General features: G+C 54.2%; 23 protein-coding genes. 12 read left to right on the plus strand and 11 right to left on the minus strand.

Translation table 11 applies throughout. The annotated features are described in order from the left end of the window. Positions 1-47 precede the first annotated feature (47 nt). Both LZP96_RS02135 and yccS read left to right on the plus strand, forming a co-directional pair. Positions 48-494 carry a YccF domain-containing protein gene (locus tag LZP96_RS02135; protein ID WP_064325600.1) on the plus strand — a complete coding sequence of 149 codons (447 nt, stop codon included), beginning with the start codon at positions 48-50 and terminating at the stop codon, positions 492-494. Between the two features lie 19 nt (positions 495-513). After that, positions 514-2,676, plus strand: coding sequence for a YccS family putative transporter (gene yccS, locus LZP96_RS02140; protein ID WP_064325599.1), 2,163 nt, complete (start codon positions 514-516; stop codon positions 2,674-2,676). Here the strand turns inward: yccS and LZP96_RS02145 are convergent. Beyond that, positions 2,633-3,259 (minus strand): TfoX/Sxy family DNA transformation protein, encoded by a 627-nt coding sequence (locus LZP96_RS02145; RefSeq protein WP_064325598.1) that lies wholly within the window; start codon positions 3,257-3,259, stop codon positions 2,633-2,635. The genes yccS and LZP96_RS02145 overlap by 44 nt on opposite strands. 217 nt (positions 3,260-3,476) lie before the next feature. On the opposite strand from LZP96_RS02145, the gene sulA reads away from it, so the two are divergent. Continuing rightward, positions 3,477-3,989, plus strand: coding sequence for an SOS-induced cell division inhibitor SulA (gene sulA, locus LZP96_RS02150; protein ID WP_064325597.1), 513 nt, complete (start codon positions 3,477-3,479; stop codon positions 3,987-3,989). A gap of 355 nt (positions 3,990-4,344) precedes the next feature. Further along, positions 4,345-5,397 carry a porin OmpA gene (ompA, locus tag LZP96_RS02155; protein ID WP_157685352.1) on the plus strand — a complete coding sequence of 351 codons (1,053 nt, stop codon included), beginning with the start codon at positions 4,345-4,347 and terminating at the stop codon, positions 5,395-5,397. Positions 5,398-5,463: 66 nt separating this feature from the next. On the opposite strand, the gene matP is transcribed toward ompA, so the two are convergent. Further along, the gene (gene matP / locus LZP96_RS02160; protein WP_064325596.1) at positions 5,464-5,916 is read right to left on the minus strand and encodes a macrodomain Ter protein MatP; all 453 of its coding nucleotides are present in this window, start codon (positions 5,914-5,916) and stop codon (positions 5,464-5,466) included. A gap of 186 nt (positions 5,917-6,102) precedes the next feature. Here matP and LZP96_RS02165 point away from each other — a divergent pair, with 186 nt between their 5' ends. Together LZP96_RS02165 and fabA are read left to right on the plus strand one after the other, a co-directional pair. Next, complete coding sequence (locus LZP96_RS02165) at positions 6,103-7,863, plus strand: AAA family ATPase (RefSeq protein ID WP_064325595.1); 1,761 nt, start codon at positions 6,103-6,105, stop codon at positions 7,861-7,863. Positions 7,864-7,931: 68 nt separating this feature from the next. Continuing rightward, positions 7,932-8,450: a bifunctional 3-hydroxydecanoyl-ACP dehydratase/trans-2-decenoyl-ACP isomerase gene (gene fabA, locus LZP96_RS02170; RefSeq protein WP_064325594.1), complete on the plus strand. Its 519-nt coding sequence runs from the start codon at positions 7,932-7,934 to the stop codon at positions 8,448-8,450. A gap of 69 nt (positions 8,451-8,519) precedes the next feature. Here the strand turns inward: fabA and rmf are convergent, their stop codons facing one another. From rmf to rlmKL, 6 genes are all read right to left on the minus strand, one after another. Beyond that, positions 8,520-8,687, minus strand: a complete 168-nt coding sequence (gene rmf, locus LZP96_RS02175) for a ribosome modulation factor (RefSeq protein ID WP_012016862.1) — start codon at positions 8,685-8,687, stop codon at positions 8,520-8,522. A 254-nt stretch (positions 8,688-8,941) separates the two neighbouring features. Further along, positions 8,942-9,508 (minus strand): membrane integrity-associated transporter subunit PqiC, encoded by a 567-nt coding sequence (gene pqiC, locus LZP96_RS02180; RefSeq protein WP_064325593.1) that lies wholly within the window; start codon positions 9,506-9,508, stop codon positions 8,942-8,944. Further along, positions 9,508-11,145: an intermembrane transport protein PqiB gene (gene pqiB, locus LZP96_RS02185; protein WP_064325592.1), complete on the minus strand. Its 1,638-nt coding sequence runs from the start codon at positions 11,143-11,145 to the stop codon at positions 9,508-9,510. The genes pqiC and pqiB overlap by 1 nt, the downstream gene beginning before the upstream one ends. A gap of 4 nt (positions 11,146-11,149) precedes the next feature. After that, positions 11,150-12,403, minus strand: a complete 1,254-nt coding sequence (gene pqiA, locus LZP96_RS02190; protein ID WP_064325591.1) for a membrane integrity-associated transporter subunit PqiA — start codon at positions 12,401-12,403, stop codon at positions 11,150-11,152. A gap of 13 nt (positions 12,404-12,416) precedes the next feature. Further along, positions 12,417-14,324, minus strand: coding sequence for an ABC transporter ATP-binding protein (locus LZP96_RS02195; RefSeq protein ID WP_064325590.1), 1,908 nt, complete (start codon positions 14,322-14,324; stop codon positions 12,417-12,419). A gap of 12 nt (positions 14,325-14,336) precedes the next feature. Further along, a complete protein-coding gene (gene rlmKL / locus LZP96_RS02200; protein WP_064325589.1) occupies positions 14,337-16,445 on the minus strand; it encodes a bifunctional 23S rRNA (guanine(2069)-N(7))-methyltransferase RlmK/23S rRNA (guanine(2445)-N(2))-methyltransferase RlmL in 2,109 nt (702 codons plus the stop codon). Positions 16,446-16,548: 103 nt separating this feature from the next. Here rlmKL and LZP96_RS02205 point away from each other — a divergent pair, with 103 nt between their 5' ends. Beyond that, positions 16,549-17,676 carry a YcbX family protein gene (locus LZP96_RS02205; protein ID WP_064325588.1) on the plus strand — a complete coding sequence of 376 codons (1,128 nt, stop codon included), beginning with the start codon at positions 16,549-16,551 and terminating at the stop codon, positions 17,674-17,676. Here LZP96_RS02205 and zapC read toward each other — a convergent pair. Next, positions 17,654-18,196: a cell division protein ZapC gene (zapC, locus tag LZP96_RS02210; protein ID WP_064325587.1), complete on the minus strand. Its 543-nt coding sequence runs from the start codon at positions 18,194-18,196 to the stop codon at positions 17,654-17,656. The genes LZP96_RS02205 and zapC overlap by 23 nt on opposite strands. A 166-nt stretch (positions 18,197-18,362) precedes the next feature. Continuing rightward, a complete protein-coding gene (gene pyrD / locus LZP96_RS02215) occupies positions 18,363-19,373 on the minus strand; it encodes a quinone-dependent dihydroorotate dehydrogenase (RefSeq protein WP_064325586.1) in 1,011 nt (336 codons plus the stop codon). A gap of 247 nt (positions 19,374-19,620) precedes the next feature. On the opposite strand from pyrD, the gene ssuE reads away from it, so the two are divergent. The 5 genes from ssuE to ssuB are packed head-to-tail and all read left to right on the plus strand — an operon-like array spanning position 19,621 to position 23,862. Continuing rightward, complete coding sequence (gene ssuE, locus LZP96_RS02220) at positions 19,621-20,196, plus strand: NADPH-dependent FMN reductase (protein ID WP_258925674.1); 576 nt, start codon at positions 19,621-19,623, stop codon at positions 20,194-20,196. Continuing rightward, positions 20,189-21,148, plus strand: coding sequence for a sulfonate ABC transporter substrate-binding protein (locus LZP96_RS02225; RefSeq protein ID WP_258925675.1), 960 nt, complete (start codon positions 20,189-20,191; stop codon positions 21,146-21,148). The genes ssuE and LZP96_RS02225 overlap by 8 nt, the downstream gene beginning before the upstream one ends. Beyond that, positions 21,148-22,293: an FMNH2-dependent alkanesulfonate monooxygenase gene (gene ssuD / locus LZP96_RS02230; protein WP_064325583.1), complete on the plus strand. Its 1,146-nt coding sequence runs from the start codon at positions 21,148-21,150 to the stop codon at positions 22,291-22,293. Before LZP96_RS02225 ends, ssuD begins: the two co-directional genes overlap by 1 nt. Before the next feature lie 10 nt (positions 22,294-22,303). Next, positions 22,304-23,095, plus strand: a complete 792-nt coding sequence (ssuC, locus tag LZP96_RS02235; protein WP_064325582.1) for an aliphatic sulfonate ABC transporter permease SsuC — start codon at positions 22,304-22,306, stop codon at positions 23,093-23,095. Next, complete coding sequence (gene ssuB / locus LZP96_RS02240) at positions 23,092-23,862, plus strand: aliphatic sulfonates ABC transporter ATP-binding protein (RefSeq protein WP_258925676.1); 771 nt, start codon at positions 23,092-23,094, stop codon at positions 23,860-23,862. Before ssuC ends, ssuB begins: the two co-directional genes overlap by 4 nt. Positions 23,863-23,946: 84 nt before the next feature. On the opposite strand, the gene pepN is transcribed toward ssuB, so the two are convergent. After that, positions 23,947-26,559 carry an aminopeptidase N gene (gene pepN / locus LZP96_RS02245; RefSeq protein WP_064325580.1) on the minus strand — a complete coding sequence of 871 codons (2,613 nt, stop codon included), beginning with the start codon at positions 26,557-26,559 and terminating at the stop codon, positions 23,947-23,949. Positions 26,560-26,820: the final 261 nt, after the last annotated feature.

Genomic DNA, 26,820 nt, shown 5'->3' on the forward strand with positions numbered 1-26,820 from the left:
CGTTACAATCATCAGGCTTTAATCATATCGAAAGGAAGTGAGGGTTTATGCGTACCATTCTGAATATTTTAAATTTTGTCCTTGGCGGATTTGCCACAACCCTGTCATGGCTTGTCGCGACCCTTCTGAGTATTGTTCTGATCTTCACTCTTCCGCTGACGCGTTCATGCTGGGAAATCACGCGGCTGTCCCTGTTTCCTTATGGCAACGAAGCCATTCACGTTGACGAGCTGAATCCGGATAGCAAGAACGCCCTGCTCAATACCGGCGGGACGCTGCTTAATATTCTGTGGCTGGTGCTTTTCGGCTGGTGGTTATGTCTGATGCATATTATGGCGGGTATCGCCCAGTGCATTTCAATTATCGGCATCCCGGTTGGCATCGCCAACTTTAAAATTGCGGCCATCGCCCTGTGGCCGGTGGGCCGTCGCGTGGTCTCTGTGGAAGTGGCCAAAGCGGCACGCGAAGCCAATGCCCGCCGTCGTTTTCAGTAATTAAGGATCGTCCGCGCACATGCTAAGCCCATTGCTTCGCCGATACACATGGAACAGTACCTGGCTTTATAACGTCAGGATCTTTCTCGCACTTTGCGGGGCGGCGGCCCTGCCCTGGTGGCTCGGGGACGTCAAGCTGACCATTCCGCTTACCCTGGGCGTCGTGGCGGGTGCGCTTGCCGATCTGGATGACCGTCTGGCGGGGCGACTGCGAAACCTGATCATCACCCTGGTCTGCTTTTTTATTGCCTCCGCCTCGGTCGAACTCCTTTTCCCCTGGCCGTGGTTATTCGCCATCGGCCTGACGATTTCCACCAGCGGTTTCATTCTCCTCGGTGGCCTGGGGCAACGGTACGCCACCATCGCGTTTGGCGCGTTGCTGATCGCCATTTATACCATGCTCGGGGTGTCGCTTTATGAACAGTGGTATCAGCAGCCGCTGCTGCTGTTGCTGGGGGCCATCTGGTATAACGCCCTGACGCTGATTGGACATCTGATCTTTCCTGTTCGTCCGTTGCAGGACAACCTTGCCCGCAGCTATGAGCAACTGGCGCACTATCTTGAACTGAAGTCCCGGCTCTTCGATCCGGACATTGAAGATGAGAGCCAGGCGCCCATGTACGATCTTGCCCTGGCCAATGGGCAGCTCGTCACCACCCTTAATCAGACAAAAGCCTCTCTTCTGACCCGTCTGCGCGGGGATCGCGGACAGCGCGGTACGCGGCAAACGCTGCATTATTATTTTGTTGCCCAGGATATTCACGAACGCGCTAGCTCATCGCATATCCAGTATGCCGCGTTGCGGGAGACGTTCCGCTACAGCGACGTGATGTTCCGTTTTCAGCGGTTGTTGTCGATGCAGTCCCAGGCCTGTCAGCAGCTTGCACGGTCTATTCTTCTGAGAACGCCCTATCAGCATGACGCGCGCTTTGACAGAATGTTCAGCCATCTTGATGCGGCTCTGGATCGCGTTCAGGCGAATGGCACCTCGCCCGACCAGATGAAAGCCTTAGGCTTTTTGCTGAATAACCTGCGGGCCATCGACGCCCAGCTGGCTACCATTCAATCGGAACAAGCGCTCGCGTTGCCGGGCAACGATGCAGAAAACGTGCTTGCCGACGACAGCCCTCATGGTTTCGCCGATATGTGGCTGCGGGTAAGTCGCAATTTCACGCCAGAATCGGCCCTCTTCCGCCATGCGGTCAGGATGTCCGTGGTGTTGTGCGTGGGCTATGCCTTTATACAGATTACGGGGTTAAACCATGGATACTGGATCCTGTTAACCAGCCTGTTTGTGTGCCAGCCCAACTATAACGCGACCCGACATCGTCTCGCGCTGCGCGTGATAGGCACCCTGGTGGGCGTCGCGATCGGCCTGCCGATTCTCTATTTTGTGCCATCGGTGGAAGGCCAGCTGATTCTGCTCGTGATTACCGGCGTGCTGTTCTTCGCCTTCCGAAATGTGCAGTACGCCCATGCCACCATGTTTATCACCCTGTTAGTGCTGTTGTGCTTCAACCTGCTGGGCGAAGGGTTCGAGGTGGCGCTGCCGCGCGTGATTGATACTCTGATTGGTTGCGCCATCGCCTGGGCTGCGGTCAGTTTTATCTGGCCCGACTGGCGGTTCCGCAATTTGCCGCTGGTGCTGGAGCAGGCGTTGAATGCAAACTGTCGTTATCTCGATGCCATTCTTGAGCAGTATCACCAGGGGCGCGACAACCGCCTGGCCTACCGAATTGCCAGACGTGATGCCCATAACCGCGATGCGGAACTGGCCTCGGTGGTATCGAATCTCTCCACCGAGCCCCGTGCCACCGCTGAAATCCGCGATGTGGCTTTTCGTCTGCTTTGCCTTAACCACACCTTCACCAGCTACATCTCTACGCTGGGTGCGCATCGCGAGAAGCTGACAAATCCGGGTATACTCGCCTTTCTGGATGATGCCGTATGCTACGTGGACGATGCGCTGCATCATCGTCCCGCTGACGAACCGCGAGTGCTGCAATCGCTTGATGAACTGTCCGAACGTATTGCCCATCTGGACCCAGGCACTGACAACAAAGCGCCCCTGGTGCTGCAGCAAATCGGCCTGTTAATTGCGCTACTGCCGGAGATTTGTCGCCTGCAGCGTCTGGTGGCTACCTACCGGAATGACGCGCCTTCGATGCAGGAAGCGCATTAAACCACTCCATAAGCTCCCGGCGGCGATGCGCCGGGAGTGCCGCCTCGTGTAGTCCCTCTATGGCGCCTTCAAGGGCAAACAACACTTTTATCCCGAGATGCCTGTTTTTAGTGCGCATTTTTAGCCAGCATGCTTCAGCCCCCAGCGCGCGGAGTGCAGTTTCGTCGGTAATGCCGGCTTCACAGAGGAGAACTTCTATCTGAAACGTGAGATTGGGGAGGTCTTTCAGGCGGTGACGTTGTTGGCGCTGGTTACGTTCTCGTCTGGCCGATTCAAGCGACAATGAGGACAGGTGCAATAACCGCTCCCTGTCCTGCCAGAGCCCTTCATCGACACGAAAATAGTTCAGTAAAACGGGCCGGCCTCGTTTGACCAGGGTGAGAAATGACGAAGCATGTTTGACGCAGTAAGGCGCGCTTTGCTCACAGGCGCGCAGATATAACTCGCCCTCTGACACCATGGCAAACACCGCATCCCCCACCGCCAGGGTATACCCGCCAAAAAGGGCGCGATGGTGTATCTCACCCAGCGGAGAAAGGTATTCCTGGGATTTATAAATCCGTTCGTATGATATTTTTTTCATAATATAATCCTTGTAAATCATATATTAACAGCAGAATTTCGTACTATCGGATCCGTTAGCAGGAAAATAGGCAACTTAGTGTCAATCGGCAAGATGATTCTTTAAAGCGAGGCAAGATCGCGCCAAATTTGCGAGATGCTTTCAGAAAATTAGGTTGATCTTTAGTCGTACAGGGGTTACTGTATATCCATACAGTAACCAGAGGGCTGGAATGATTATGTACACTTCAGACTACGCAAATCGCTCAACACCGTTTTCTTCTTTTGCTCATAAAACCGCGCAGAATAATGCTACTCCACAGGTTTCTACCGGCTTGATCAGCGAAGTGGTTTACCGTGAAGACCAGCCCATGATGGCGCAACTGCTGCTGCTGCCGCTTTTACAGCAGCTCGGTCAACAGTCGCGCTGGCAGCTCTGGTTGACGCCGCCGCAGCGATTAAGCCGTCAATGGATCCAGTCGGCTGGCCTGCCGCTGACAAAAGTGATGCAGCTCAGCCAGCTTTCGCCGTTTGATACCGTTGATTCAATGATTCGTGCGCTACGCACCGGGAACTACAGTGTGGTGATTGGTTGGCTGCCGGAAGAAGTGACGGAAGAGGAACATGCCCGCCTGGCAGAAGCGGCTGAAGAAGGTAACGCAATCGGCTTTATCATGCGCCCGGTTCGTTTCGATCCTCACGCCACTGGACACCAAAACGGGCTAAAAATTCACTCAAATTTGTATCATTGAGTGAAATTAAGATTTTTCCTGGAATTTTTTTTGACCCTCTAATACGATTTTAGTTCCGTAAGAGAAAAATGCGACAAGTCTTGTGTGGCGCGGTTTCCATTAATTTTAAAGCATAAAATGCGCGCACAGAATGTTAAATATTCCCTATACGGAGGATTTTTTTTCATATGCCTGACGGAGTTCACACTTGTAAGTTTCCAACTACGTTGTAGACTTTACATCGCCAGGGGTGCTCGGCCTAAGCCGAAGATATCGGTAGAGTTACTAGTTTGAGCTGCCCCCCGGTGAAGGATTTAACCGTGATGTCTCAATGAGAATTTCATGGCGATTTTTGGATGATAACGAGGCGCAAAAAATGAAAAAGACAGCTATCGCGATTGCAGTGGCACTGGCTGGCTTCGCTACCGTAGCGCAGGCCGCTCCGAAAGATAATACCTGGTATGCAGGTGGTAAACTGGGCTGGTCTCAGTTCCATGACACCGGCTGGTACAACAGCTCTCTGAACAACGACGGCCCGACTCACGAAAGTCAGCTCGGTGCAGGTGCGTTCGGTGGCTATCAGGTTAACCCGTATGTTGGTTTTGAAATGGGTTACGACTGGTTAGGTCGTATGCCATACAAAGGCGACAACGTTAACGGCGCATTCAAAGCTCAGGGCGTACAGCTGACCGCTAAACTGGGTTACCCAGTAACTGACGATCTGGACGTGTACACTCGTCTGGGCGGCATGGTATGGCGCGCTGACTCCAGCAACAGCATTGCTGGCGACGACCACGACACTGGCGTTTCTCCAGTATTCGCTGGTGGCGTAGAGTGGGCAATGACCCGCGACATCGCTACCCGTCTGGAATACCAGTGGGTTAACAACATCGGCGACGGTAACACCGTTGGCGTTCGTCCTGACAACGGCATGCTGAGCGTAGGTGTTTCCTACCGCTTCGGCCAGCAGGAAGCAGCACCAGTTGTTGCTCCAGCACCGGCTCCAGCTCCAGAAGTACAGACCAAGCACTTCACTCTGAAGTCTGATGTTCTGTTCAACTTCAACAAAGCGACTCTGAAACCAGAAGGTCAGCAGGCACTGGATCAGCTGTACTCCCAGCTGAGCAACCTGGATCCTAAAGACGGTAACGTCGTTGTTCTGGGCTTCACCGACCGTATCGGTTCTGACGCTTACAACCAGGGTCTGTCCGAGAAACGTGCTCAGTCTGTTGTTGATTACCTGATCTCTAAAGGTATCCCGGCTAACAAGATCTCCCCACGTGGTATGGGCGAATCTAACCCAGTTACCGGCAACACCTGTGACAACGTGAAACCTCGCGCTGCACTGATCGACTGCCTGGCACCAGATCGTCGCGTAGAGATCGAAGTGAAAGGCATCAAAGACGTTGTAACTCAGCCTGCGGCATAAGTTACCTCTGTCTGACAAAAAACCCCGCGATGCGGGGTTTTTTATTGCCTGAAGAAAAGCGCTAACTTATTTCTTGCCGAGCAAAGCCTGAAGGTCTGTCTTCAGCGTCGACATCTGGCTGGCATACTTCTCTTTATGTTCAGCATCCTCAATCAGTTGAACAATGGTCTCTGACAGCGTTTTGCCACGGCGCTGAGCCAGCCCCGCTAATCGCTGCCACACCATAAATTCCAGGTCGATAGATTTTTTACGCGTGTGCTGATGCTCGGCATTAAAATGCCGTTTCCGCCGCGCACGAATGGTTTGCTTCATGCGGTTCATCAGCGCAGGGTTAATATGTTTTTCTATCCAGCCGTTGACCAGAACCGGCTCGTTTTCGAGCGTCAGCAGTAAATCGACGGCCTCTTTAGCAGCACTGGCTTCGATGTAACAGGTAATCAACTCCCCTTCACGGTGCTTTTTAACCAGGTACTTCCATTTCCAGCCGCTTTCGAGATTTTCCAGTTGTTGATATTTCATCGCGATCTCAGCGTTACCTTGTAACTCAGTTCAGAATATCAGTTTTTTGCCAATCTGCTGAAAAGAAATCATAACCTGTGAACCATTACACCGCTTTCCGCCACTTTAATACCGATTCCTTCATGGGCAGAGTGTCTCGCTTGCGGTATAATCCACCGTTTTACATCTGACTAAAAAACATCAACTTTGACCATTACGAAACTCTCATGGCGTGACCTCGTTCCGGATACCGAAAGCTATCAGGAATGCTTCACACAGCCAGATCTCGCAAAAGAGCACGACTTCATACTTAGCGATACGCAACCGCGTTTGCATTACGCGCTTGAGCAGGTGTTAAGTCCATGGACAACCTCCCCCTTTATGCTGCTGAAAGCGCCGGAAGAAGCGGAATACCTGGCGCTCATTGCAGACGCTATGCGTCAGCTGCAGCCTGAAACCCAGGCCGTATTTGGCGGCCAGTATCATATCGCGGGACATGATGTTACGTTTGAGCCAGCCAAACAGGCAGACGACCGTTTTGCCGCAGCCGGTAAAATCGTTACCGCCAACTGGGCCGAAGCGGAGCAACTGTTCGGCTGCCTTCGTCAGTTCAACGGCGAGCTGACCTTACAGCCTGGCCTGGTGCATAAGGCAAACGGCGGCGTATTAATCATCTCGCTTGGCACGCTTCTCGCTCAGCCTTTACTGTGGATGCGCCTGAAAACGATTGTGGCCGAGCAGCGTTTTGACTGGGTTGCCTACGACGAATCGCGTCCTCTGCCCGTCTCCGTGCCGTCTATGCCGTTGTCGCTGAAAGTGGTGCTGACGGGCGATCGCGAATCGCTGGCCGACTTCCAGGAGATGGAGCCGGAGTTAGCCGGACAGGCGGTATACACCGAATTTGAAGATAACATTCAGGTTGCCGATGCCGATGACATGGCGCAATGGTGTCAGTGGGTGCTGGCGATGGCCGAACGCTTTACGCTGCCAACGCCTGCAGCCGATGCATGGACCAGCCTGATCCGTGAAGCCGTTCGTTATACCGGCGATCAAGAAACCTTGCCGTTATGTCCACTCTGGCTCAGTAAGCAACTGCGTGAAGTGGGCGTCATTAGCGGTGAAGGACGCTTTACCGGGGAACAGTATGTTCAAATGCTGGCCCAGCGAGAATGGCGTGAAGGCTACCTCGCCGATCGCATGCAGGATGAAATTCTGCTTGAACAGATTCTGGTGGAAACCGAAGGTGAACGCATAGGACAAATCAATGCCCTTTCCGTCATCGAGTTTCCGGGTCATCCGCGCGCTTTTGGCGAGCCTTCGCGAATCAGCTGCGTCGTGCATATTGGCGACGGTGAATTCACCGATATCGAGCGTAAGGCCGAGCTGGGTGGCAACATCCACGCCAAAGGCATGATGATCATGCAGGCCTTCCTGATGTCCCAGCTTCAGCTCGAGCAGCAAATTCCTTTTTCTGCCTCATTAACCTTTGAACAATCATACAGCGAAGTCGACGGTGACAGCGCCTCAATGGCTGAGCTGTGTGCCTTAATCAGTGCGCTGGCTGATGTGCCGGTAAACCAGAATATCGCTATCACCGGTTCGGTGGATCAGTTTGGTCGTGCACAGCCTGTCGGCGGTCTGAATGAAAAAATCGAAGGGTTCTTCACTATCTGCCAGCAGCGTGGCTTAAGCGGCAAACAAGGGGTCATTATTCCTGCCCCCAATGCGCGACACCTCAGTCTGAGCCAGAATATACTTGATGCAGTGGAAGCTGAACAATTCTCTATCTGGGCAATCGAAGACATAACGGATGCACTTCCCTTACTGACAAACCTGGTCTGGGATGCTGAAGGGCAAACTACACTGATGCAGACTATCCAGGAACGTATTGCTCAGGCAATGCAACAGGATGCTCGTCATCGTTATCCATGGCCGTTGCGCTGGCTCGGTTGGTTTAATCCCAACTGATCGGACTTGTTCAGCGTACACGTGTTAGCTATCCTGCGTGCTTCACTAAAATAAGGCTTACTGAGAACATGGTAGATAAACGCGAATCCTATACAAAAGAAGATCTTCTTGCCTCTGGTCGCGGTGAATTGTTTGGCGCTAAAGGCCCACAGTTACCCGCCCCTTCCATGCTGATGATGGACCGTGTCGTGAAAATGACCGAAACCGGCGGCAACTTTGACAAGGGTTATGTAGAAGCGGAACTCGATATCAACCCGGACCTGTGGTTCTTTGGTTGCCACTTCATCGGCGATCCCGTCATGCCTGGTTGTCTGGGTCTGGACGCGATGTGGCAGCTGGTTGGTTTCTACTTAGGCTGGCTGGGCGGCGAAGGCAAAGGCCGTGCGCTGGGCGTCGGCGAAGTGAAATTCACTGGTCAGGTTCTCCCTTCCGCGAAGAAAGTCACCTACCGTATTCACTTCAAACGCATTGTGAACCGTCGTCTGGTGATGGGTCTGGCAGATGGTGAAGTGCTGGTTGATGGTCGTGTGATTTATACGGCAAGCGATCTGAAAGTGGGTCTGTTCCAGGACACTTCAGCATTCTGATTGAGCTTTAGTCCGGCTTAACAGGCGAAACCTCCGCCATGCGGAGGTTTCAGTTTCTAAAGAGACGTGTCACGCAAGTAGTACCCTATCCCCAATGGCTTCTCGCCAGCCTCCTAACCAGTATGATCTTTGGTTCAACGTCTGGTAAGGACACATTTCTTTTGAGCGTCCGGCGATGCCAGCCTGGTATCCACGTTGGTGCGCCCGTTCCAGGCGATCTCGTTTCTGTCTCTTCATGCCTCGTTTCCCTCATTCTTTGGTCTGGTGGAAAGAAAACAGTGGTTGCAAAACATGCAAGCACAGTTAACGAATAACCTGAATCAATCGCATCGTCAATGCGCAAAATTCACGCCAATGTCATATTTGTGAGCTAGCCAGAATATCATTTGTACAAAGAATGTGAGCTGGCACAGGTATCAAACTGATCTGCATGACAAAAAAAAACCGCACCCAGCGAAACGCTGGATGCGGTCTGCGGTGATGAATTTTACTTATGGCATACGTGAAATTTCTTTCGCTATGCTGGCTGCTTCCTGCGCCCAGCCCTGTGCCAGCATTTTGACCATCTCGTCATACCCGTCCTGCTGCTGTTTAAGCTCAAGATGGAACGGGCGCTTAATCAGCTGTCCCTGATGATTTAAAAGCCATTCGCCACTGATCACTACCCTGCCATCATAACGTCCGTGAAAGCCCGTAACGTTGACGTTCAGGGTGTCCTGATCGCTGCCTAACGGTTGCGAAGCAACAACCCACCCGGGAAGCTGGCTGCTGAGATTCGCCACCAGCGAATTACGCAACTGCTGATCCAGCGGGCTGGCCCAGAGATTGTTATTCGCGATCACATATTGCACGTCGCTGGTCTGGTAAACCACGCCGTTTCCGGCCAGAGAATCGGGCACCGAAACCTGCTCAACCCATAACAGCCGATTTCCGTGCGCGGCCGTGGTTTGTCCACCCGTCTGGGCGGACATCGGCAGCTGGTAGTAATTTTTAGTGTCGCTTCCTGAGCTGCAGGCTGTTAACACCACTGCTCCAACGATTAATAGCCACTGTTTCATTATTTTGCCCTCTTCGGCTCAGGATCTTTTTTGTCCTTCGCTTCAAATACCAGCGCGTTGCTCTTCTCATTCAGCGTTTTCAGGACCGGCTGCAGTTCACGCAAGACCTGATCCAGGCGCTGCATATCGGCCACCATCTTGTTGTAAGCCGCTGAGCCAGGCTGGAAGCCCTGCATACTCCGGTTCAGTTCACGCAGGGTTTTCTGCATATCCTGCGGCAGCTGCTGCATAGACTGGTTAGCCGTGATCTTATTGATATTATCCAGCGTGGTTTGCAGACGGCGCATGGTTGCCTGGCTTTCGCTAAGCGAATGGGTTGCCTGTTCAAGCATCGGATTCAACGGCAGATTGTTGATCTTATCCAGCGTATCCATCAGGCGCTGCTGGATTTGTGCCAGTCCGCTGCTCATGGTCGGGATAATTTTAAAACCACCGTACTCACGGATGCCCGTTATCGGAGGTGCTTTCGGATAGAAGTCCATATCCACATAAAGCGCGCCCGTGACCAGGTTACCGGTCTTAAGCGATCCGCGCAGGCCTCGTTTCATCAGTTCATTGATGTGCGTACCAATATCCTCATTCACCCCAATCTGATTGATTAACCGCTCAGGTTCAATGCGAATAAGCACCGGAATACGATAATCATCATCCAGCATCTGCTTCATACCCGGGACATAGAATGGCACCTGGCCCACGGTTCCCAGACGTATTCCACGGAACTCCACCGGCGCGCCAGGTTGCAGGCCGCGTACGGAATCCTTGAAGAACATCAGGTAATCGATATGGTCGGTATAGAGCGCATCCTGAATGCTCCTCTGATCGTCAAACAGGCGGAATGGCGTTTTCTCCGCCACCGGCTGACCAAGATCGACCCCTTCCGGCACATCAAAACTGACCCCACCGCCAAACAGCGTGGTCAATGAGCCCATTTCTACGCGCATCCCTGCTGAGGTCAGATCCACGGCAATTCCGCTGTCTTTCCAGAAACGGACGTTGCTGGTGACCAGACGATCGTTGGGCGCGTTAATAAACAGTTGATAGCTAATGGTGCGTTTCTGCGCATCGAAAGTGCTGGTTTCAACTGACCCAACACGGTAGCCACGGAACAGAACGGGATCGCCTGGACTCAGCTGCCCTGCTTTCTTACTTTCAAGGATCACGCGGATCCCCTTCGCATCAGGCGGGGCTAAAGGCGGGGCATCAAGCAGTTGATACTGACCGGGCTGGCTACCTTTTGTCCCGGGCTGCAGTTCAATATAGGCACCCGAAAGCAGCGTTCCTAATCCGCTGATCCCCTCGCGTCCTACCTGCGGTTTCACCACCCAGAACACGGAGTCGTTATGCAGCAGTTTTTCCATGCCCGCATTTAGCCGCGCTTTGATTTCAACGTGCGTCAGGTCGTCCGTCAGGGTGGCACTTTCCACCACGCCTACATCCACGCTGCGGCTTTTGATGGTGGTTTTCCCCCCTTCGATGCCTTCTGCGTTAGTGGTGATAAGCGTCACTTCGGGTCCCTGATGACTGTAATGATAAAACAGGATCCATGCGCCAATCAGAGCGGTCACGATGGGGAAAATCCACACCGGCGACCAGTTTCTGACCTTTTGCACTTTCGCCTCTCCACTCTTATTTTCCATGCTCTTACTCTTCCTCATGGCCTGGCACTGGCTCCCGATCCCACGATAAGCGTGGGTCGAAAGTCAGTGCCGCAAACATCGTCATAATAACGACCAACGCAAACATCAGCGCACCCAAAGCGGGATAAATATTCATCAGTCCTCCGATGCGCACCAGCGCAGAGAGAACGGCAATGACAAAGACGTCAATCATTGACCAGCGTCCAACAAATTCGACGACTTCATAAATCAGGTGCATGCGCTCACTGTCGCGTTTACCGTGGCCTTTTGCATCCCAGCACAGCCAGGCAATCGCGATCATTTTAAGCGTCGGCACCATAATACTGGCGATAAAAATCACCCCTGCCACCGGATAGGATCCTTCTCCCCACAGCAAAACGACGCCCGCGAGGATCGTGGAGGGCATCTTATCGCCCAGCAGGTCGGTTATCATAATGGGTAAGATATTTGCGGGCAGGTAAAGCATGATGGACGTTACCAGCAGGGCCATTGTCCACTGCAGGCTATTTTTACGCCGTACGTGGCCTTTCGTGCCGCAACGCGGACAGATTTCCTGGTCGGCAGGTAAAACGGCCGTACAGCATGAACAGGAACGCAGCCCTTGTCGTATCCCCGGCACGCCCACTTTCACCGTCCTGGGCAATAATGGGGCAGGCGCAATATCATCCCACGCCCAACGCCTGTCGACGCACTGGAAGGCCCGCAGCTGGAGAACACAATAGAGGCACCAGGGCACAAAACTGCTGCCAATACCGACGTCGCCGTAGGCCATCAGCTTGACAAAACTGACCAGAATGCCGGCAAGAAAAATTTCTGCCATTCCCCAGCTCTTTAGCTGGAACAGAACTCTGGCAAGTTTGATTTTGAGCGTCACGGGCATCCGGACGCGGTTAACCAGCAGCAGAATAACGACCAGACAAAAGGCGGGTACAATCTGCACAAACAGAAGGAAGAAGGTTCCGAGGCTGGCGTAATCCTCTGAGAACATGACGCCAGGTATTTCAAGCAGGTCTACCTGGCTTGTGATCCCTCCCACTTTCATATAGATGAAAGGGAAGAGATTCGATAAGAGCAGCATAAACAGCGCTGCAACCGCATAAGCAGTGGGACGCTGCCTTGGCGCGTCCCACTCTGTTGTCAGCGTTGCCCCACAGCGCGGGCATGCCGCCTTATGTCCGCGATCAAGCTCTGGCAGCGCCACGAGCATGTCGCATTGTGAACATAATATATGCCGGTCGGCATGGTGCTGATCACACATTAGATGTCCCTGGTTATGCGCCGTTTTTCAGAGCCTCAAGATACTCCCAGCGCTCGAAAGCCTCTTCCAGCGCTTTTTCAGCCTGAGCGAGGTCAGCCAGGATTTTCTGAGTATAGTCGTGCGGCTGGCTAAAGAATGAAGCATCTGCAACCTGCGCCTGCAACGATTCAAGGCTGGCTTCGAGCGTTTCAAGACGCTTTGGCAACTCATCCAGTTCTCGTTGCAGATTATAGCTCATCTTAACGGTTTGTTTTTTCGCCGTTTCCACTTTTGGCGCCGCCGTTTCCGGCGCGTTTTTAGCTTTTGTCTGCTTTACCGCCTGTGACTGGGATTGCTGACCCCGCGCGTCGTGGTATCCGCCGACGTAACGGCCAATACGCCCCTCGCCTTCGAAGATCCAGCACTCGGTCACGGTGTTATCCACAAACTGACGGTCGTGGCTCACCAGCATAACGGTGCCCTGATAACCATCGATCAGCTCTTCCAGCAGTTCCAGGGTTTCGACATCCAGATCGTTTGTCGGTTCATCAAGAATCAACAGGTTACTTGGTTTCAGGAACAAACGCGCCAGAAGAAGTCGGTTACGTTCCCCACCGGAAAGCGCACGAACAGGCGTCATGGCGCGTTTAGGATGGAACAGGAAGTCCTGCAGATAGCCAAGCACGTGACGAGGCTTACCGTTCACCATCACTTCTTGCTTGCCTTCGGCCAGGTTGTCCATCACCGTTCTGTCCGGATCGAGTTCGGCGCGATGCTGATCGAAGTAGGCCACTTCGAGTTTGGTACCGCAGTGAACGCGACCGCTATCCGCCTGCAGCTGGCCCAGCATCAATTTCAGCAGGGTCGTTTTACCACAGCCGTTCGGGCCGATCAGGGCGATTTTATCGCCGCGCTGCACCTGTGCAGAGAAATCGCTCACCAGCACTTTGCCATCGACCTGGTAGTTGACGTTTTCCATTTCGAAGACAATCTTGCCGGAACGGGCCGCTTCTTCGACCTGCATTTTTGCAGTGCCCATGACTTCGCGGCGCTGGCTACGTTCATTTCGCATGGCTTTAAGCGCACGCACACGGCCTTCGTTACGTGTACGACGCGCCTTGATGCCCTGACGGATCCACACTTCTTCCTGTGCCAGCTTGCGATCGAATTCTGCGTTTTGCAGTTCCTGCACGCGCAGGTTCTCTTCTTTCTCAAGCAGGTAGGTGTCGTAATCCCCTGGATAGGTCACCAGCTTGCCGCGATCGAGATCGACGATGCGGGTGGCCATGTTGCGGATGAACGAACGGTCGTGCGAGATGAAAATAATGGTCCCGTTGAACGTTTTAAGGAACCCTTCCAGCCAGTCAATCGCTTCGATATCCAGGTGGTTCGTCGGTTCGTCTAACAGCAGTACCTTAGGCCCGCTCACCAGCGCGCGACCCAGCGCCGCTTTACGTAACCAGCCGCCAGAAAGCGACGCCAGTTCGGTATCGGCTTCCAGGCCCAGCTGCTCCAGCACTTCGTTAATACGGCTTTCCAGCTGCCACAGCCCGTGGTGATCGAGCAGGTCCTGAAGACGCGCCATCTCATTGAAGTTTTTCTCGCTGGGATCGGTCATCACCAGGTGCGAAATATCGTGATAGGCTTTCAGGTATTCGGCCTGCTCGGAGATCCCTTCCGCGACAAAATCGTAAACAGTGCCCGCCACGTTACGCGGGGGATCCTGCTGCAGACGTGAAACAACCAAATCCTGTTCATAGACGATACGTCCGTCATCCAGTCCTTGTTCACGGTTCAGGATCTTCATGAGGGTGGATTTACCGGCGCCATTACGGCCAACCAGACACACCCGCTCGTTATCTTCGATATGCAGTTCGGTATCGTCTAAAAGTGGCGCATCGCTGAAGGACAGCCAGGCACCGTGCATGCTAATTAATGACATTTATAATTCCTTTCAGGCGGCGGTGATTAACCAGCAGTTATGGATTTGACGGTTGCGGGCGAAGTCCTGGGACAAGGTTTTTTGACTGATTTCTTGTGCTTTGAGTCCCAGCGCTGCCAGCCCGTCATTATCCATGCGGAAGCCGCGTTTATTGTTTGAGAACATAATCGTGCCGCCTTTACGCAGCAGACGTTTCAGATCGGTCATCAGGCGCAGGTGATCGCGTTGAACATCAAAGCTATCTTCCATACGCTTGGAGTTAGAGAAAGTCGGCGGATCGATGAAGATGAGGTCGAACTGCTCATCCGTATCGCGTAACCAGCCCAGCACATCCGCCTGCAACAGGCGATGCTGACGCCCCGTCAGGCCGTTCAGACGCAGGTTACGTTCAGCCCACTCCAGATAGGTACGTGACATATCCACCGTTGTGGTGCTGCGTGCGCCGCCAAGTCCGGCATGCACGCTCGCGCTACCGGTGTAGGCGAAGAGGTTGAGGAAATCTTTCCCCTGGCTCATCTGGCCCAGCATACGACGCGCGATACGGTGATCGAGGAAAAGACCGGTATCCAGATAATCCGTCAGGTTGACCCAGAGTCGGGCATTGTATTCGCCCACTTCAATAAAGTCGCCCTTCTCACCCATTTTCTGATACTGATTTTTGCCTTTCTGACGTTCACGGGTTTTCAGCACCAGTTTGTTCGGCGAGATGCCCAGAACGTGAATGGTGGCGGCAATGACGTCCAGCATACGCTGACGCGCCTTGTGCGCATCTACCGTCTTCGGCGGAGCATACTCCTGAACCACCACCCAGTCGGCATAACGGTCAACCGCCACGTTATAGTCCGGCAGGTCGGCGTCGTACAGACGATAGCATTCGATGCCTTCCTGCTTCGCCCATTTTTCATATTTCTTCAGGTTCTTACGCAGACGGTTTGCGTAATCTTCGGCGATGGTCGCAGGCTTGCTCTCACCCTCTTTTTCGGTCAGGTGATAGTTTTTTTGTACGCAATCCAGCGGGCCGTTTTTCGCCTTAAACTGACGTTCAGCACGCAGCTGCAGGCAGCTCAGCAGCTCTGGTGAGGCGCTGAACAGCGACAGGTTCCAGCCGCCAAACTGATCTTTCATGGCGCGACCCAGCAGGCTATGCAGCGCAATCAGCGCCGGTTCGCTGTCCAGCCGCTCGCCGTATGGCGGGTTGCTGATCACCGTGCCGTACGGCCCTTTTGGCAGCGGATTGGTTAACTGCGCCACGTCTTTCACGTCAAACGTGATCAAATCCGCGATACCCGCACGACGGGCGTTACTGCGTGCGCGCTCAATGACGCGCGCATCATTATCTGAGCCATAGAAATGGGAACCATAATCCGCCAGGCCCTTACGCGCACGAACCTGCGCTTCGGCTTTCACCTCTTTCCACAGCGCGTCATCATGCTGTGCCCAGCCGCTAAAACCCCAGTGACCACGGTGCAAGCCAGGTGCACGATCGGTAGCGAGCATGGCCGCTTCAATCAACAAGGTACCGGATCCGCACATCGGATCGATCAGTGGCGTACCTGACTGCCAGCCGGAACGCATCACGATCGCAGCGGCCAGGTTTTCTTTAATGGGGGCCAGACCCGCGCAATCGCGATAGCCGCGCTGATGCAAGCCTTCACCGCATAAGTCCAGGGAAATATGGGCGGTCTCTTTATTCAGCCATACGTTGATCCGCAGGTCAGGGGCTTCACGATCCACATTGGGACGTTCAAGATTCTTACGCGTGAAGCTGTCAACAATGGCATCTTTTACCTTCAACGCGCCGTACTGGCTGTTGCGGATTTCGTCATTCAGCCCGCTGAAATGCACGGCAAAGGTCGCACCCGGTGCGAAGATCTCTGTCCAGTCGATTGCCTGCACGCCAAGATACAGGTCTAGATCGCTGTAGACTTTACATGCGCCTAGCGGCAGCATGATGCGTGAGGCCAGACGACTCCACATCAGGCTCTGGTAAATAAGCCGCGTGTCGCCCTCAAAATGGACACCACCCTGAACCACCTGACACTCAAGCGCGCCCAGGCCTTCCAGTTCAGTTTTTAACAGCTCTTCCAGCCCACGGGCCGTACTGGCAAACAGAGAATTCATATCGTCACTTATTACTCTTAGAAAATTGCTGCGCATTATAGCTAATATGACGTGTATGTCATAAAGTTGAAGGCTTATTTTCAAAGGTTCGAGGGCAGGAACAGTGGCGACGTTATCAAGGCTTTTCATTCATCCGGTTAAATCAATGCGTGGCATTGGCCTGACCCACGCGCTTGCGGACGTCAGCGGCTTTGCCTTTGATCGCATTTTCATGGTGACAGAACCGGACGGAACCTTCATTACGGCGCGTCAGTTTCCGCAAATGGTCCGCTTCACGCCAGCCCCGTTACACGACGGTTTACACCTGACCGCACCCGATAATTCCAGCGCGGTGGTGCGCTTCAGTGATTTTTCAGCGGTGGATGCGCCAACGGAAGTCTGGGGCAATCATTTCACTGCACGCGTGGCGCCGGATGAAGTGAACCGCTGGCTGAGCGGATTCTTCTCTCGCGAGGTGCAGCTGCGCTGGGTCGGACCCGAACTGACACGTCGCGTTAAGCGCTATGAGGCCGTGCCTCTCTCTTTCGCCGACGGTTTTCCGTTCCTGCTGACGACAGAGGCGTCATTGCGCGATCTGCAAAACCGCTGTAAGGCCAGCGTGCAAATGGAGCAGTTCAGACCGAACCTGGTGGTAGCCGGTACGCAGCCCTGGGAAGAGGACACCTGGAAAGTCATTCGCATTGGCAGCGTGATTTTTGATGTGGTCAAGCCGTGCAGCCGCTGTATTTTCACCACCATCAGCCCGGAAAAAGGGCAAAAACACCCGTCTGGCGAGCCGCTTAGCACACTGCAATCGTTCCGCACAGCCCAGGATAACGGCGACGTCGATTTTGGGCAGAACCTTATTCCACGCAGCAGCGGCGTCGTGCGTGTCGGTGATGAAGTCGAGGTTTTAAGCACCGGACCCGGCAGAGTCTATGGCGCCGGAGAAGAAGAGGCGCACGTGGACGTCGAGTCCGCCCCCGCCTCTGCCATTGACATTGAATGGCAAGGCCAGACGCTTCGCGGCAATAATCAGCAGATTATACTTGAGCAACTGGAGCAAGCGGGCATTCGCGTGCCCTATTCCTGTCGGGCGGGCCTGTGCGGAAGTTGTCGCATTACGCTTGTAGAGGGTGAAGTCAGTGCGCTGAAAAAATCAGCCATTGGGGAAGATGGAACGATACTCAGCTGTAGCTGTGTGCCAAAAACGTCGTTACGACTGGCGCCTAAACCGCCTGTTCAAGGCTAAACGCATCAACGCGCAGTTGAGGTTTCAGTCGATCGTTCATCACCTTGATGGCGTCCCCTAACTGCATGGCTCGCCCGGCAATCATCACGCCAGGTTGAGCCAGCAGGCACAACGCAGCATTTTCGCCCGGTTCCACCACCAGCAGACTCACCTCTTCGGCGGTATCGCTCAGGCTGACGCAGGCAGCATCACCCGTGGCGGGTACCCAGGGCTGGCCGTGGGCAAGAAAATGCCAGCTTTTAGGCATTTGCGGCTTGAGGAAGCGAATCGCCACCAGCGCATTCAGTACCAGCTCGGCACGTTGTTCTTTTGTCAGAGTGAGATCGCGGCATTTCTCCTCAAAAGAGAAATAGAGAGCAGCGTCATCCACACAAAAGCCTGAAGGAGCAAAAGCATCCGGGGTCAACATTCGGCGAGCAAAACGCGAACGAAACAACATACCATTGGCTAAATCGAGCATCATTCGATCGTGCTCTTCGCAATAATACCAATGCCAGTTATCGTCAGGTTTAATTCGCATGTTCCTCTCCCATCACCTCAACATCCTGTTCTAAAAATGTCCTGTTTACCGCTTCGTTTATAACACCATTAATAAAAGACCATAATGTTTAAATAAGCAACAGTGACGGAATATAAAACAACCAGGGCCGGAAATAAAGCCCTGGTTGTCTGAATGAGGAAAAAGATTAGATATGATTAACGATTTCTTTAATCAGCGGTGGGCCTTTAAAAATAAAACCAGAATAAATTTGGACCAACGAAGCGCCGGCTGCCATCTTCTCACGCGCAGCGATGACAGAATCAATGCCACCGACACCGATAATCGGCAAGCGTCCGTTTAATTCAGCGGATAAGGCACGGATAATTTCAGTGCTTTTTAATTGCACCGGGCGACCGCTTAATCCACCTGTTTCGTCACAATTTTTCATTCCCTGAACGAGAGAACGATCCAGCGTGGTATTGGTCGCAATCACTCCGTCAATATTATGGCGCACTAAACTGTCGGCGACCTGGATCAATTCGTCCACTGAAAGATCCGGGGCGATCTTCACCGCGACCGGAACATATTTATGGTGGATCGCCTGAAGCTCACGCTGTTTATTTTTTATGGCGCTGAGCAGATCGTCGAGCGCCTCACCATATTGCAGCGTGCGCAAACCAGGGGTATTCGGTGAGGAGATGTTGATGGCAATATACCCGGCATAAGCGTAGGTTTTTTCCATACAAATCAAATAGTCATCTTTCCCCTGCTCAACGGGAGTATCTTTATTCTTGCCAATATTAATCCCCAGGACGCCGTTAAAATGGGCTTTTTTAACATTCTCAACGAGGTTGTCTACACCGTGGTTATTAAAGCCCATACGGTTGATTAACCCTTCCGCTTCCACCAGCCGGAACAGGCGCGGTTTGTCATTGCCCGCTTGAGGACGTGGCGTGACGGTACCGACTTCAATGGATCCAAAACCCATCGCGCCCAGCGCATCGATGCACTCACCATTTTTATCCAGACCCGCCGCCAGGCCAAGGGGATTCTTGAACGTCAGCCCCATACATTGAACGGGTTTATCCATGACTTTCTGGCGCACTAAGGCTTCAAGCGGGGTGCCTGTAATACGACGCAATTGCTGGAATGTGACTTCATGGGCGCGCTCGGGATCGAGCTGAAAAAGGGCTTTACGAACGAAGGGGTAATACATGAACTCTCCTGGATTCCGGTGGGCAAACCGGGTGGGGATTATCTGCGATCCTGTCCGGAAAGGGAATTGACCTGTGGCAAAAAAACCGCGTAAAACGCAATCGTTTTCCTTTCTGCGCTTTTCTTATGCAATTTCCAGCATTTTAATTTCGGATAAATCATTTAGTGGAATAAAGCAGCAGTGTCACACTCCTGAAAATTGTTATGAATGTTAGATAAAAGCAAACAAACGGTTATAAGGAGCATCCATGCGCGTCATCACACTGGCAGGCAGTCCCCGTTTCCCTTCTCGTTCCAGCGCTCTGCTGGAGTATGCCCGCGATCGGCTGACTTCGCTGGGTATTGATGTGTGCCACTGGCACCTGCATAACTTTGAACCCGAGGATCTGCTTTACGCCCGTTTTGATAGCCCGGCGCTGAAAACGTTCATTGAGCAGCTCAGCGAGGCGGACGGTCTGATTGTGGCCACCCCGGTGTATAAAGCCTCGTTTTCAGGTGCCCTCAAAACGTTGCTCGATTTGTTACCGGAGCGTGCTCTGGAACAAAAAGTGGTTCTGCCGCTTGCGACGGGCGGCACGGTGGCCCATTTACTGGCGGTGGATTACGCCCTGAAGCCGGTTCTGAGCGCCCTCAAGGCGCAAGAAATTCTGCACGGCGTCTTTGCCGACGACTCACAGGTGATCGATTACCAGCATAAACCCCAGTTCACGCCAAACTTACAGCACCGGCTTGATACCGCGCTGGAGACCTTCTGGCAGGCGTTACACCGCCGTGATGTTCAGGTGCCCGTCCTGAGCCAGTTGAAAGGAGTCGCCCATGTTTAATGCCCTCTGGCGTCTGAGTTTAAGCGGATTAATCCTGGTATCTGTTTTCGCGCAGGCCGCCGGTTCAGCGCCGGAATCCTTGCGCATTGGCTATCAAAAAGGAAGCGTGAGCATGGTCCTGGCAAAAAGCCACGGCTTGCTGGAAAAACGCTACCCCAATACGACGTTTTCGTGGGTCGAGTTTCCTGCTGGTCCGCAAATGCTGGAGGCGCTCAACGTCGGGAGCATCGATCTCGGCAGTACAGGAGATATTCCACCGATATTTGCGCAAGCAGCGGGCGCCGATCTGCTCTACGTTGGCGTCGAACCGCCCAAACCTAAAGCGGAAGTGATTCTGGTCGCGGAAAACAGCCCCATCAAAAGCGTGGCCGACCTGAAAGGACATAAGGTGGCGTTTCAGAAAGGATCCAGCTCGCACAACTTGCTGCTGCGTGCGCTGCAGCAGGCGGGACTGACGTTCAATGATATTCAACCCATTTTCTTATCCCCGGCGGATGCGCGGGCGGCTTTCCAGCAGGGTAACGTCGACGCCTGGGCTATCTGGGATCCGTACTACTCCGCCGCTCTGCTTCAGGGGGGCGTCCGGGTGCTGAAAGATGGCGAGACGCTCAAACAAACGGGCTCCTTCTACCTGGCCGCACGCCCCTACGCCGGGAAAAACGGCCCGTTCATTCAGGGGGTACTGAACGTCTTTAGCGAGGCGGATGCCCTCACGCAAAGCCAGCGTCAGGAAAGCATCAGCCTGCTGGCCAAAACGATGGGCCTCCCGGAGCCGGTGATTGCCCGCTATCTGGATCATCGCCCGCCAACCGCGATTCGCGCGGTGGATGCGACCACTGCGGCCCTGCAACAGCAAACCGCTGACCTCTTTTATGAAAATCGTCTCCTGCCGAAAAAGGTCGTGATTGGCGATCGTATCTGGCACCCCTCTGAAAAAGAAGGAACCCAATAATGAGCCTGAATATGTTCTGGTTTTTACCTACCCACGGTGATGGACACTATCTGGGGACGGAAGAGCGCGCCCGCCCGGTGGATTATGGCTACCTGCAGCAAATCGCGCAGGCGGCAGACAGGATTGGTTTTACCGGCGTGTTGATCCCAACCGGAAAATCCTGTGAAGACGCCTGGCTTGTCGCCGCCTCAATGATCCCGGTCACGCAACGGCTGAAATTCCTGGTGGCGCTCAGACCGAGCGTCGTGTCCCCTACCGTGGCCGCTCGTCAGGCCGCCACGCTCGACCGGCTGTCAAATGGACGTGCGTTGTTCAATCTGGTCACCGGCAGCGACCCTCAGGAACTGGCTGGCGATGGCGTATTCCTCGATCACACGGAACGCTATGAAGCTTCGGCGGAGTTTACGCGCGTGTGGCGTCGGCTGCTTGAGGGGGAGACCGTAACCTTTGAGGGCAAACATGTTCATGTCCGGGAGGCAAAACTTCTTTTTGCGCCGATCCAGCAGCCACGCCCCCCACTCTATTTTGGCGGGTCGTCCGATGTCGCTCAGGAGCTGGCGGCAGAACAGGTGGATCTTTATCTGACCTGGGGTGAACCACCCGAGCAGGTCAAAGAGAAGATTGACCAGGTTCGCGCCCGGGCCGCCGCGCGTAGTCGCACGGTTCGTTTTGGCATTCGTCTTCACGTTATTGTGCGCGAAACCAACGACGAAGCATGGCGGGCGGCCGATCGTCTGATCTCCCATCTGGATGATGAGACGATTGCTAAAGCGCAGGCGGCCTTTGCACGAACCGATTCCGTTGGACAGCATCGCATGGCCTCGCTGCATAACGGCCAGCGCGAGAAACTGGAGATAAGCCCTAATTTATGGGCGGGCGTCGGACTGGTGCGCGGCGGCGCAGGAACGGCACTGGTGGGCGACGGTCCGACGGTGGCAGCCCGTATCAATGAATACGCTGCCCTCGGAATCGACAGTTTTATCCTTTCCGGCTATCCACATCTGGAAGAGGCCTACAAGGTTGGCGAACTGTTATTCCCCCATCTGGATGTCGCCATCCCTGAGGTTCCTCAGCCACGTCCTTTACAAACGCAGGGTGAAGCGGTAGCCAACGCGTTTATTCCTGGCAAAAGTGCGCAAAGCTAGCGAGGCGACCATGGCTAACTCATCACAAAAATGGTTATTACGCATTGCCCCCTGGCTGCTGCCCGCGGGAGTTGTCGTTGTCTGGCAAATTGCCTCCTCGGCAGGCTGGCTGTCGAGCCGGATTTTGCCCTCCCCGGAGGGCGTCGTGGAGGCCTTCTGGTCGCTCAGCGTGAGCGGTGAGCTCTGGCAACATCTGGCGATCAGTTCGTGGCGGGCGGCGATTGGATTCTCCATTGGAGGAAGCCTCGGGCTGACGCTGGGGCTCATCAGCGGACTCTCCCGCTGGGGTGAGCGTTTGCTGGATACCTCGATTCAGATGTTGCGAAACGTACCGCATCTGGCGCTGATCCCGCTGGTCATTTTATGGTTTGGCATTGATGAAAGCGCCAAAATCTTCCTCGTGGCACTCGGGACGTTATTCCCGATTTATATCAACACCTGGCATGGCATCCGCAATATCGATCGTGGCCTGGTTGAGATGGCGCGCAGCTATGGTTTATCCGGCTTTGCGCTCTTTATCCATGTCATTCTTCCGGGCGCCCTGCCCTCCATTATGGTGGGCGTGCGCTTCGCGCTGGGTCTGATGTGGCTGACGCTCATCGTTGCGGAGACCATTTCCGCTAACGCCGGTATTGGTTATCTGGCGATGAACGCCCGCGAATTCCTGCAAACCGATGTGGTGGTGGTTGCCATCATTCTTTATGCCCTGCTCGGCAAGCTCGCCGACGTTAGCGCACAGTGGCTTGAACGCAAATGGCTCCGCTGGAATCCGGCCTACTCCCTTAAGGAGGCAAACGCATGAATACTGCCCGACTCACTCAGGGAACACCGCTCCTGGTCAGCGGTGTGACCAAACGCTACGGCGAAAACACCATTCTTAATGCGCTGGACCTGCATATTCCCGCCGGACAATTTGTGGCTGTCGTTGGTCGCAGCGGCGGCGGTAAGAGTACCTTGCTGCGTCTGTTAGCCGGCCTGGAAGCGCCAGACGGCGGTGAGATTCTGGCGGGGACAACGCCTCTGGCAACTATACAGGACGATACCCGCATGATGTTTCAGGACGCACGTCTTCTGCCGTGGAAGAACGTGATTGAAAACGTGGGATTAGGATTAACCGGCCCGTGGCGCGATGAGGCGCGTCAGGCGCTGGCCGCCGTCGGGCTTGAAGAACGCGCCGGGGAGTGGCCTGCCGCGCTTTCCGGCGGACAAAAACAGCGCGTCGCGCTGGCGCGGGCTTTGATTCATCGTCCGGGGTTGTTATTACTCGACGAACCCCTCGGGGCGCTCGACGCTCTGACGCGGATCGAGATGCAGGATTTGATTGAATCTCTCTGGCAGACGCACGGCTTTACGGTGCTCCTGGTGACGCATGACGTGAGCGAAGCGGTCGCCATGGCCGATCGCGTGTTGCTTATAGAAGAAGGAAAAATCGGTCTGGATTTGAGCGTGGACATCCCGCGCCCGCGCCGCGTGGGGTCAGCAAGACTGGCGGAGCTGGAGGCGGAAGTGTTGGATCGGGTGATGAAGCGCGGGGTGAATGAGCGGGCGTTGATTACGGCTAATGCCTGATGCCCTCACCCCGGCCCTCTCCCACAGGGAGAGGGAGAAAACCATAGGTAGGCCCGGTAAGCGCAGCGCCACCGGGCAATTTTTTTACGCTAACGCTTTAGCAATCTTCTCGTACAGATCGCCAGAGAGGTTTTCCAGCCCTTTGAGTTGCTCAAGCGCCGCACGCATTTTCGCCTGACGCTCGGCATCATAACGCTTCAGGCGAATCAGCGGCTCAATAAGACGTGACGCGACCTGCGGGTTACGGCTGTTCAGCTCGGTGAGCATTTCAACCATAAACTGATAACCACTGCCGTCTTCCGCATGGAAAGCCGCCGGATTACTGCTGGCGAATGCCCCAATGAGAGAACGCACGCGGTTCGGGTTGCCCATGGTGAATGAGCGGTGATTCAGCAAACGGCGCACGTTGCTCAGCACATCAGCAGCGGGGCTGGTGGATTGCAGAATAAACCACTTATCCATGACCAGGCCATCCTGATGCCACTTATCATCGTACTCCTGCATCAGCGCATCGCGGCACGGCAGTTCAGCCGCCACGCTTGCGGCCAGGGCAGCCAGCGCATCCGTCATATTATCGGCCTGATGATACTGTTCGCTGACCAGACGATCGGCCAGTTTCACGTCACCGTATGCCAGATAACGCAGACAGGTGTTGCGCAGGGAGCGTTTACCAATATCCGCATGTTCAACGCGATACTCAGCCAGCTTATTGAGGTTGTAAATCACCAGGAACTCATCGGCCAGCTCGGTGGCCAGCGTCCGGGTTAGGGCTTCACGCACGGCGACGATGGCGATCGGATCGATGATCTCAAAGAGCTCAGCAATCTCACTGACGGAAGGCAGCGTTAAAATTTCTGCGGCGAGGGCCGGATCAATCTTTTCATCCAGCAGGACGGCGCGGAAAGCATCGGCCACGTGGACAGGCAGAGAGAGCGGTTGCCCCTGCTGATGGCGGTTTACGTTGATCTTGATGTAATTCGCCAGCAGGCTTTGCGCCGCGTCCCAGCGAGAGAAATCATTACGCGCGTGACGCATCAGGAAGGTGAGTTGTTGATCGCTCCACTTATATTCCAGCTTCACAGGCGCAGAGAATTCGCACAGCAATGCCGGCACCGGCTGGAAGTAGACATTATCGAAAATGAAGGTCTGCTCCGGCTGGGTGACATTCAGCACGTGATGGACCGGATGCCCCCCTTTTTGCAGCGGAATGACCTTGCCTTCGTTGTCATACAGCTCAATGCTAAACGGGATATGCAGCGGGTGTTTCTCTTCCTGCTCGGCCGTTGGTGGCGTGCGCTGGCTGATGGTCAGCGTGTATTGCTCGGTTTCCGGGTTGTAATCATCCTTAACGGTGACAATCGGCGTACCGGCCTGGCTGTACCAGCGGCGGAAATGGGACAGATCGACATTCGAGGCATCTTCCATCGCCTGCACGAAGTCGTCGCAGGTCGCGGCGCTGCCGTCATGGCGCTCAAAATAGAGCTGCATCCCTTTCTGGAAATTCTCTTCACCCAGCAAGGTATGGATCATGCGAATGATTTCAGCACCCTTCTCGTACACCGTCAGGGTGTAGAAGTTATTCATCTCAATCACTTTGTCCGGACGAATCGGATGCGCCATTGGGCTGGCATCTTCTGCAAACTGCAGGCCGCGCATGGTGCGCACGTTGCTGATGCGGTTAACCGCGCGCGAACCTAAATCGGAGCTAAATTCCTGATCGCGGAAAACGGTTAAGCCCTCTTTCAGGCTCAGCTGGAACCAGTCGCGGCAGGTCACGCGGTTGCCGGTCCAGTTATGGAAATATTCATGGCCGATAACGCGTTCGATATCGAGATAGTCTTTATCGGTCGCCGTATCGGTACGCGCGAGAACGTATTTGGAGTTAAAGACGTTCAGGCCTTTGTTTTCCATGGCGCCCATGTTGAAGAAGTCGACCGCCACAATCATATAGATGTCGAGATCGTATTCGAGGCCGAAACGTTCTTCATCCCACTTCATGGAGTTAATGAGCGAGGTCATTGCCCACGGCGCGCGATCCAGGTTGCCACGGTCTACGAACAATTCCAGCGCCACGTCGCGCCCGGAACGGGTTTTGAAGGTGTCGCGCAGGACGTCAAAGTCGCCGGCAACCAGCGCAAACAGATAGCACGGTTTTGGGAACGGATCCTGCCACTGCACCCAGTGACGCCCCTGGTCCAGCTCCCCCTCACCAACGCGGTTGCCGTTCGACAGCAGGAAAGGATATTTGGTTTTATCGGCAATAATCTTCGTGGTGAAGCGCGCCAGAACATCCGGGCGATCCAGATACCAGGTAATATGGCGGAAGCCTTCGGCTTCACACTGGGTGCACAGCGCTTCACCGGACTGGTAGAGACCTTCCAGCGCGGTGTTCGCGGACGGGCTGATTTCAGTCACGATGCGCAACGTAAAACGTTCCGGCAGGTTATCGATCACCAGCTGGTTATCTTCTTCTTTATAGTCAGACCAGGCTTCACCATTGACGTGTAAGGAAACCAGCGTCAGGTCTTCACCATCGAGGCGCAGCGGCACGGCAGCGGCGCTCTGGCGTGCGACCTGGCTTTCGGCCGTGACGACGGTTTTAGTGGCATCCAGGTCAAAAGTCAGATCGATATCGCTAATCAGGTAATCCGGCGCACGGTAGTCGTGGCGGTATTTGGCTTGAGGCTGTTGTGTCATAGAAAACCTTATGCATCGTTTGTCGAATATCGAATCCAGTCTATTCCTGTTGTGTAGATCGCGCTACGCAGAATCTTCATCTTTTCAGGTACAAACCCTATTTTTGCTACATTTATATAACACGGGGCACGAAATGCGCTCGACCCTGGCAACACCTTATGTTGTGATCGGGGTTCAATAAATCGCTAAACAAGGTATACTCCAGCGGTTTCAATAGTTGTTTATTGTACTAAACGCTCCCGTGAGAGGATGCTACTGCGC

The sequence above is a fragment of the Huaxiibacter chinensis genome (assembly GCF_022171985.1).
In the GTDB taxonomy this organism is placed as follows: domain Bacteria; phylum Pseudomonadota; class Gammaproteobacteria; order Enterobacterales; family Enterobacteriaceae; genus Enterobacter; species Enterobacter chinensis_A.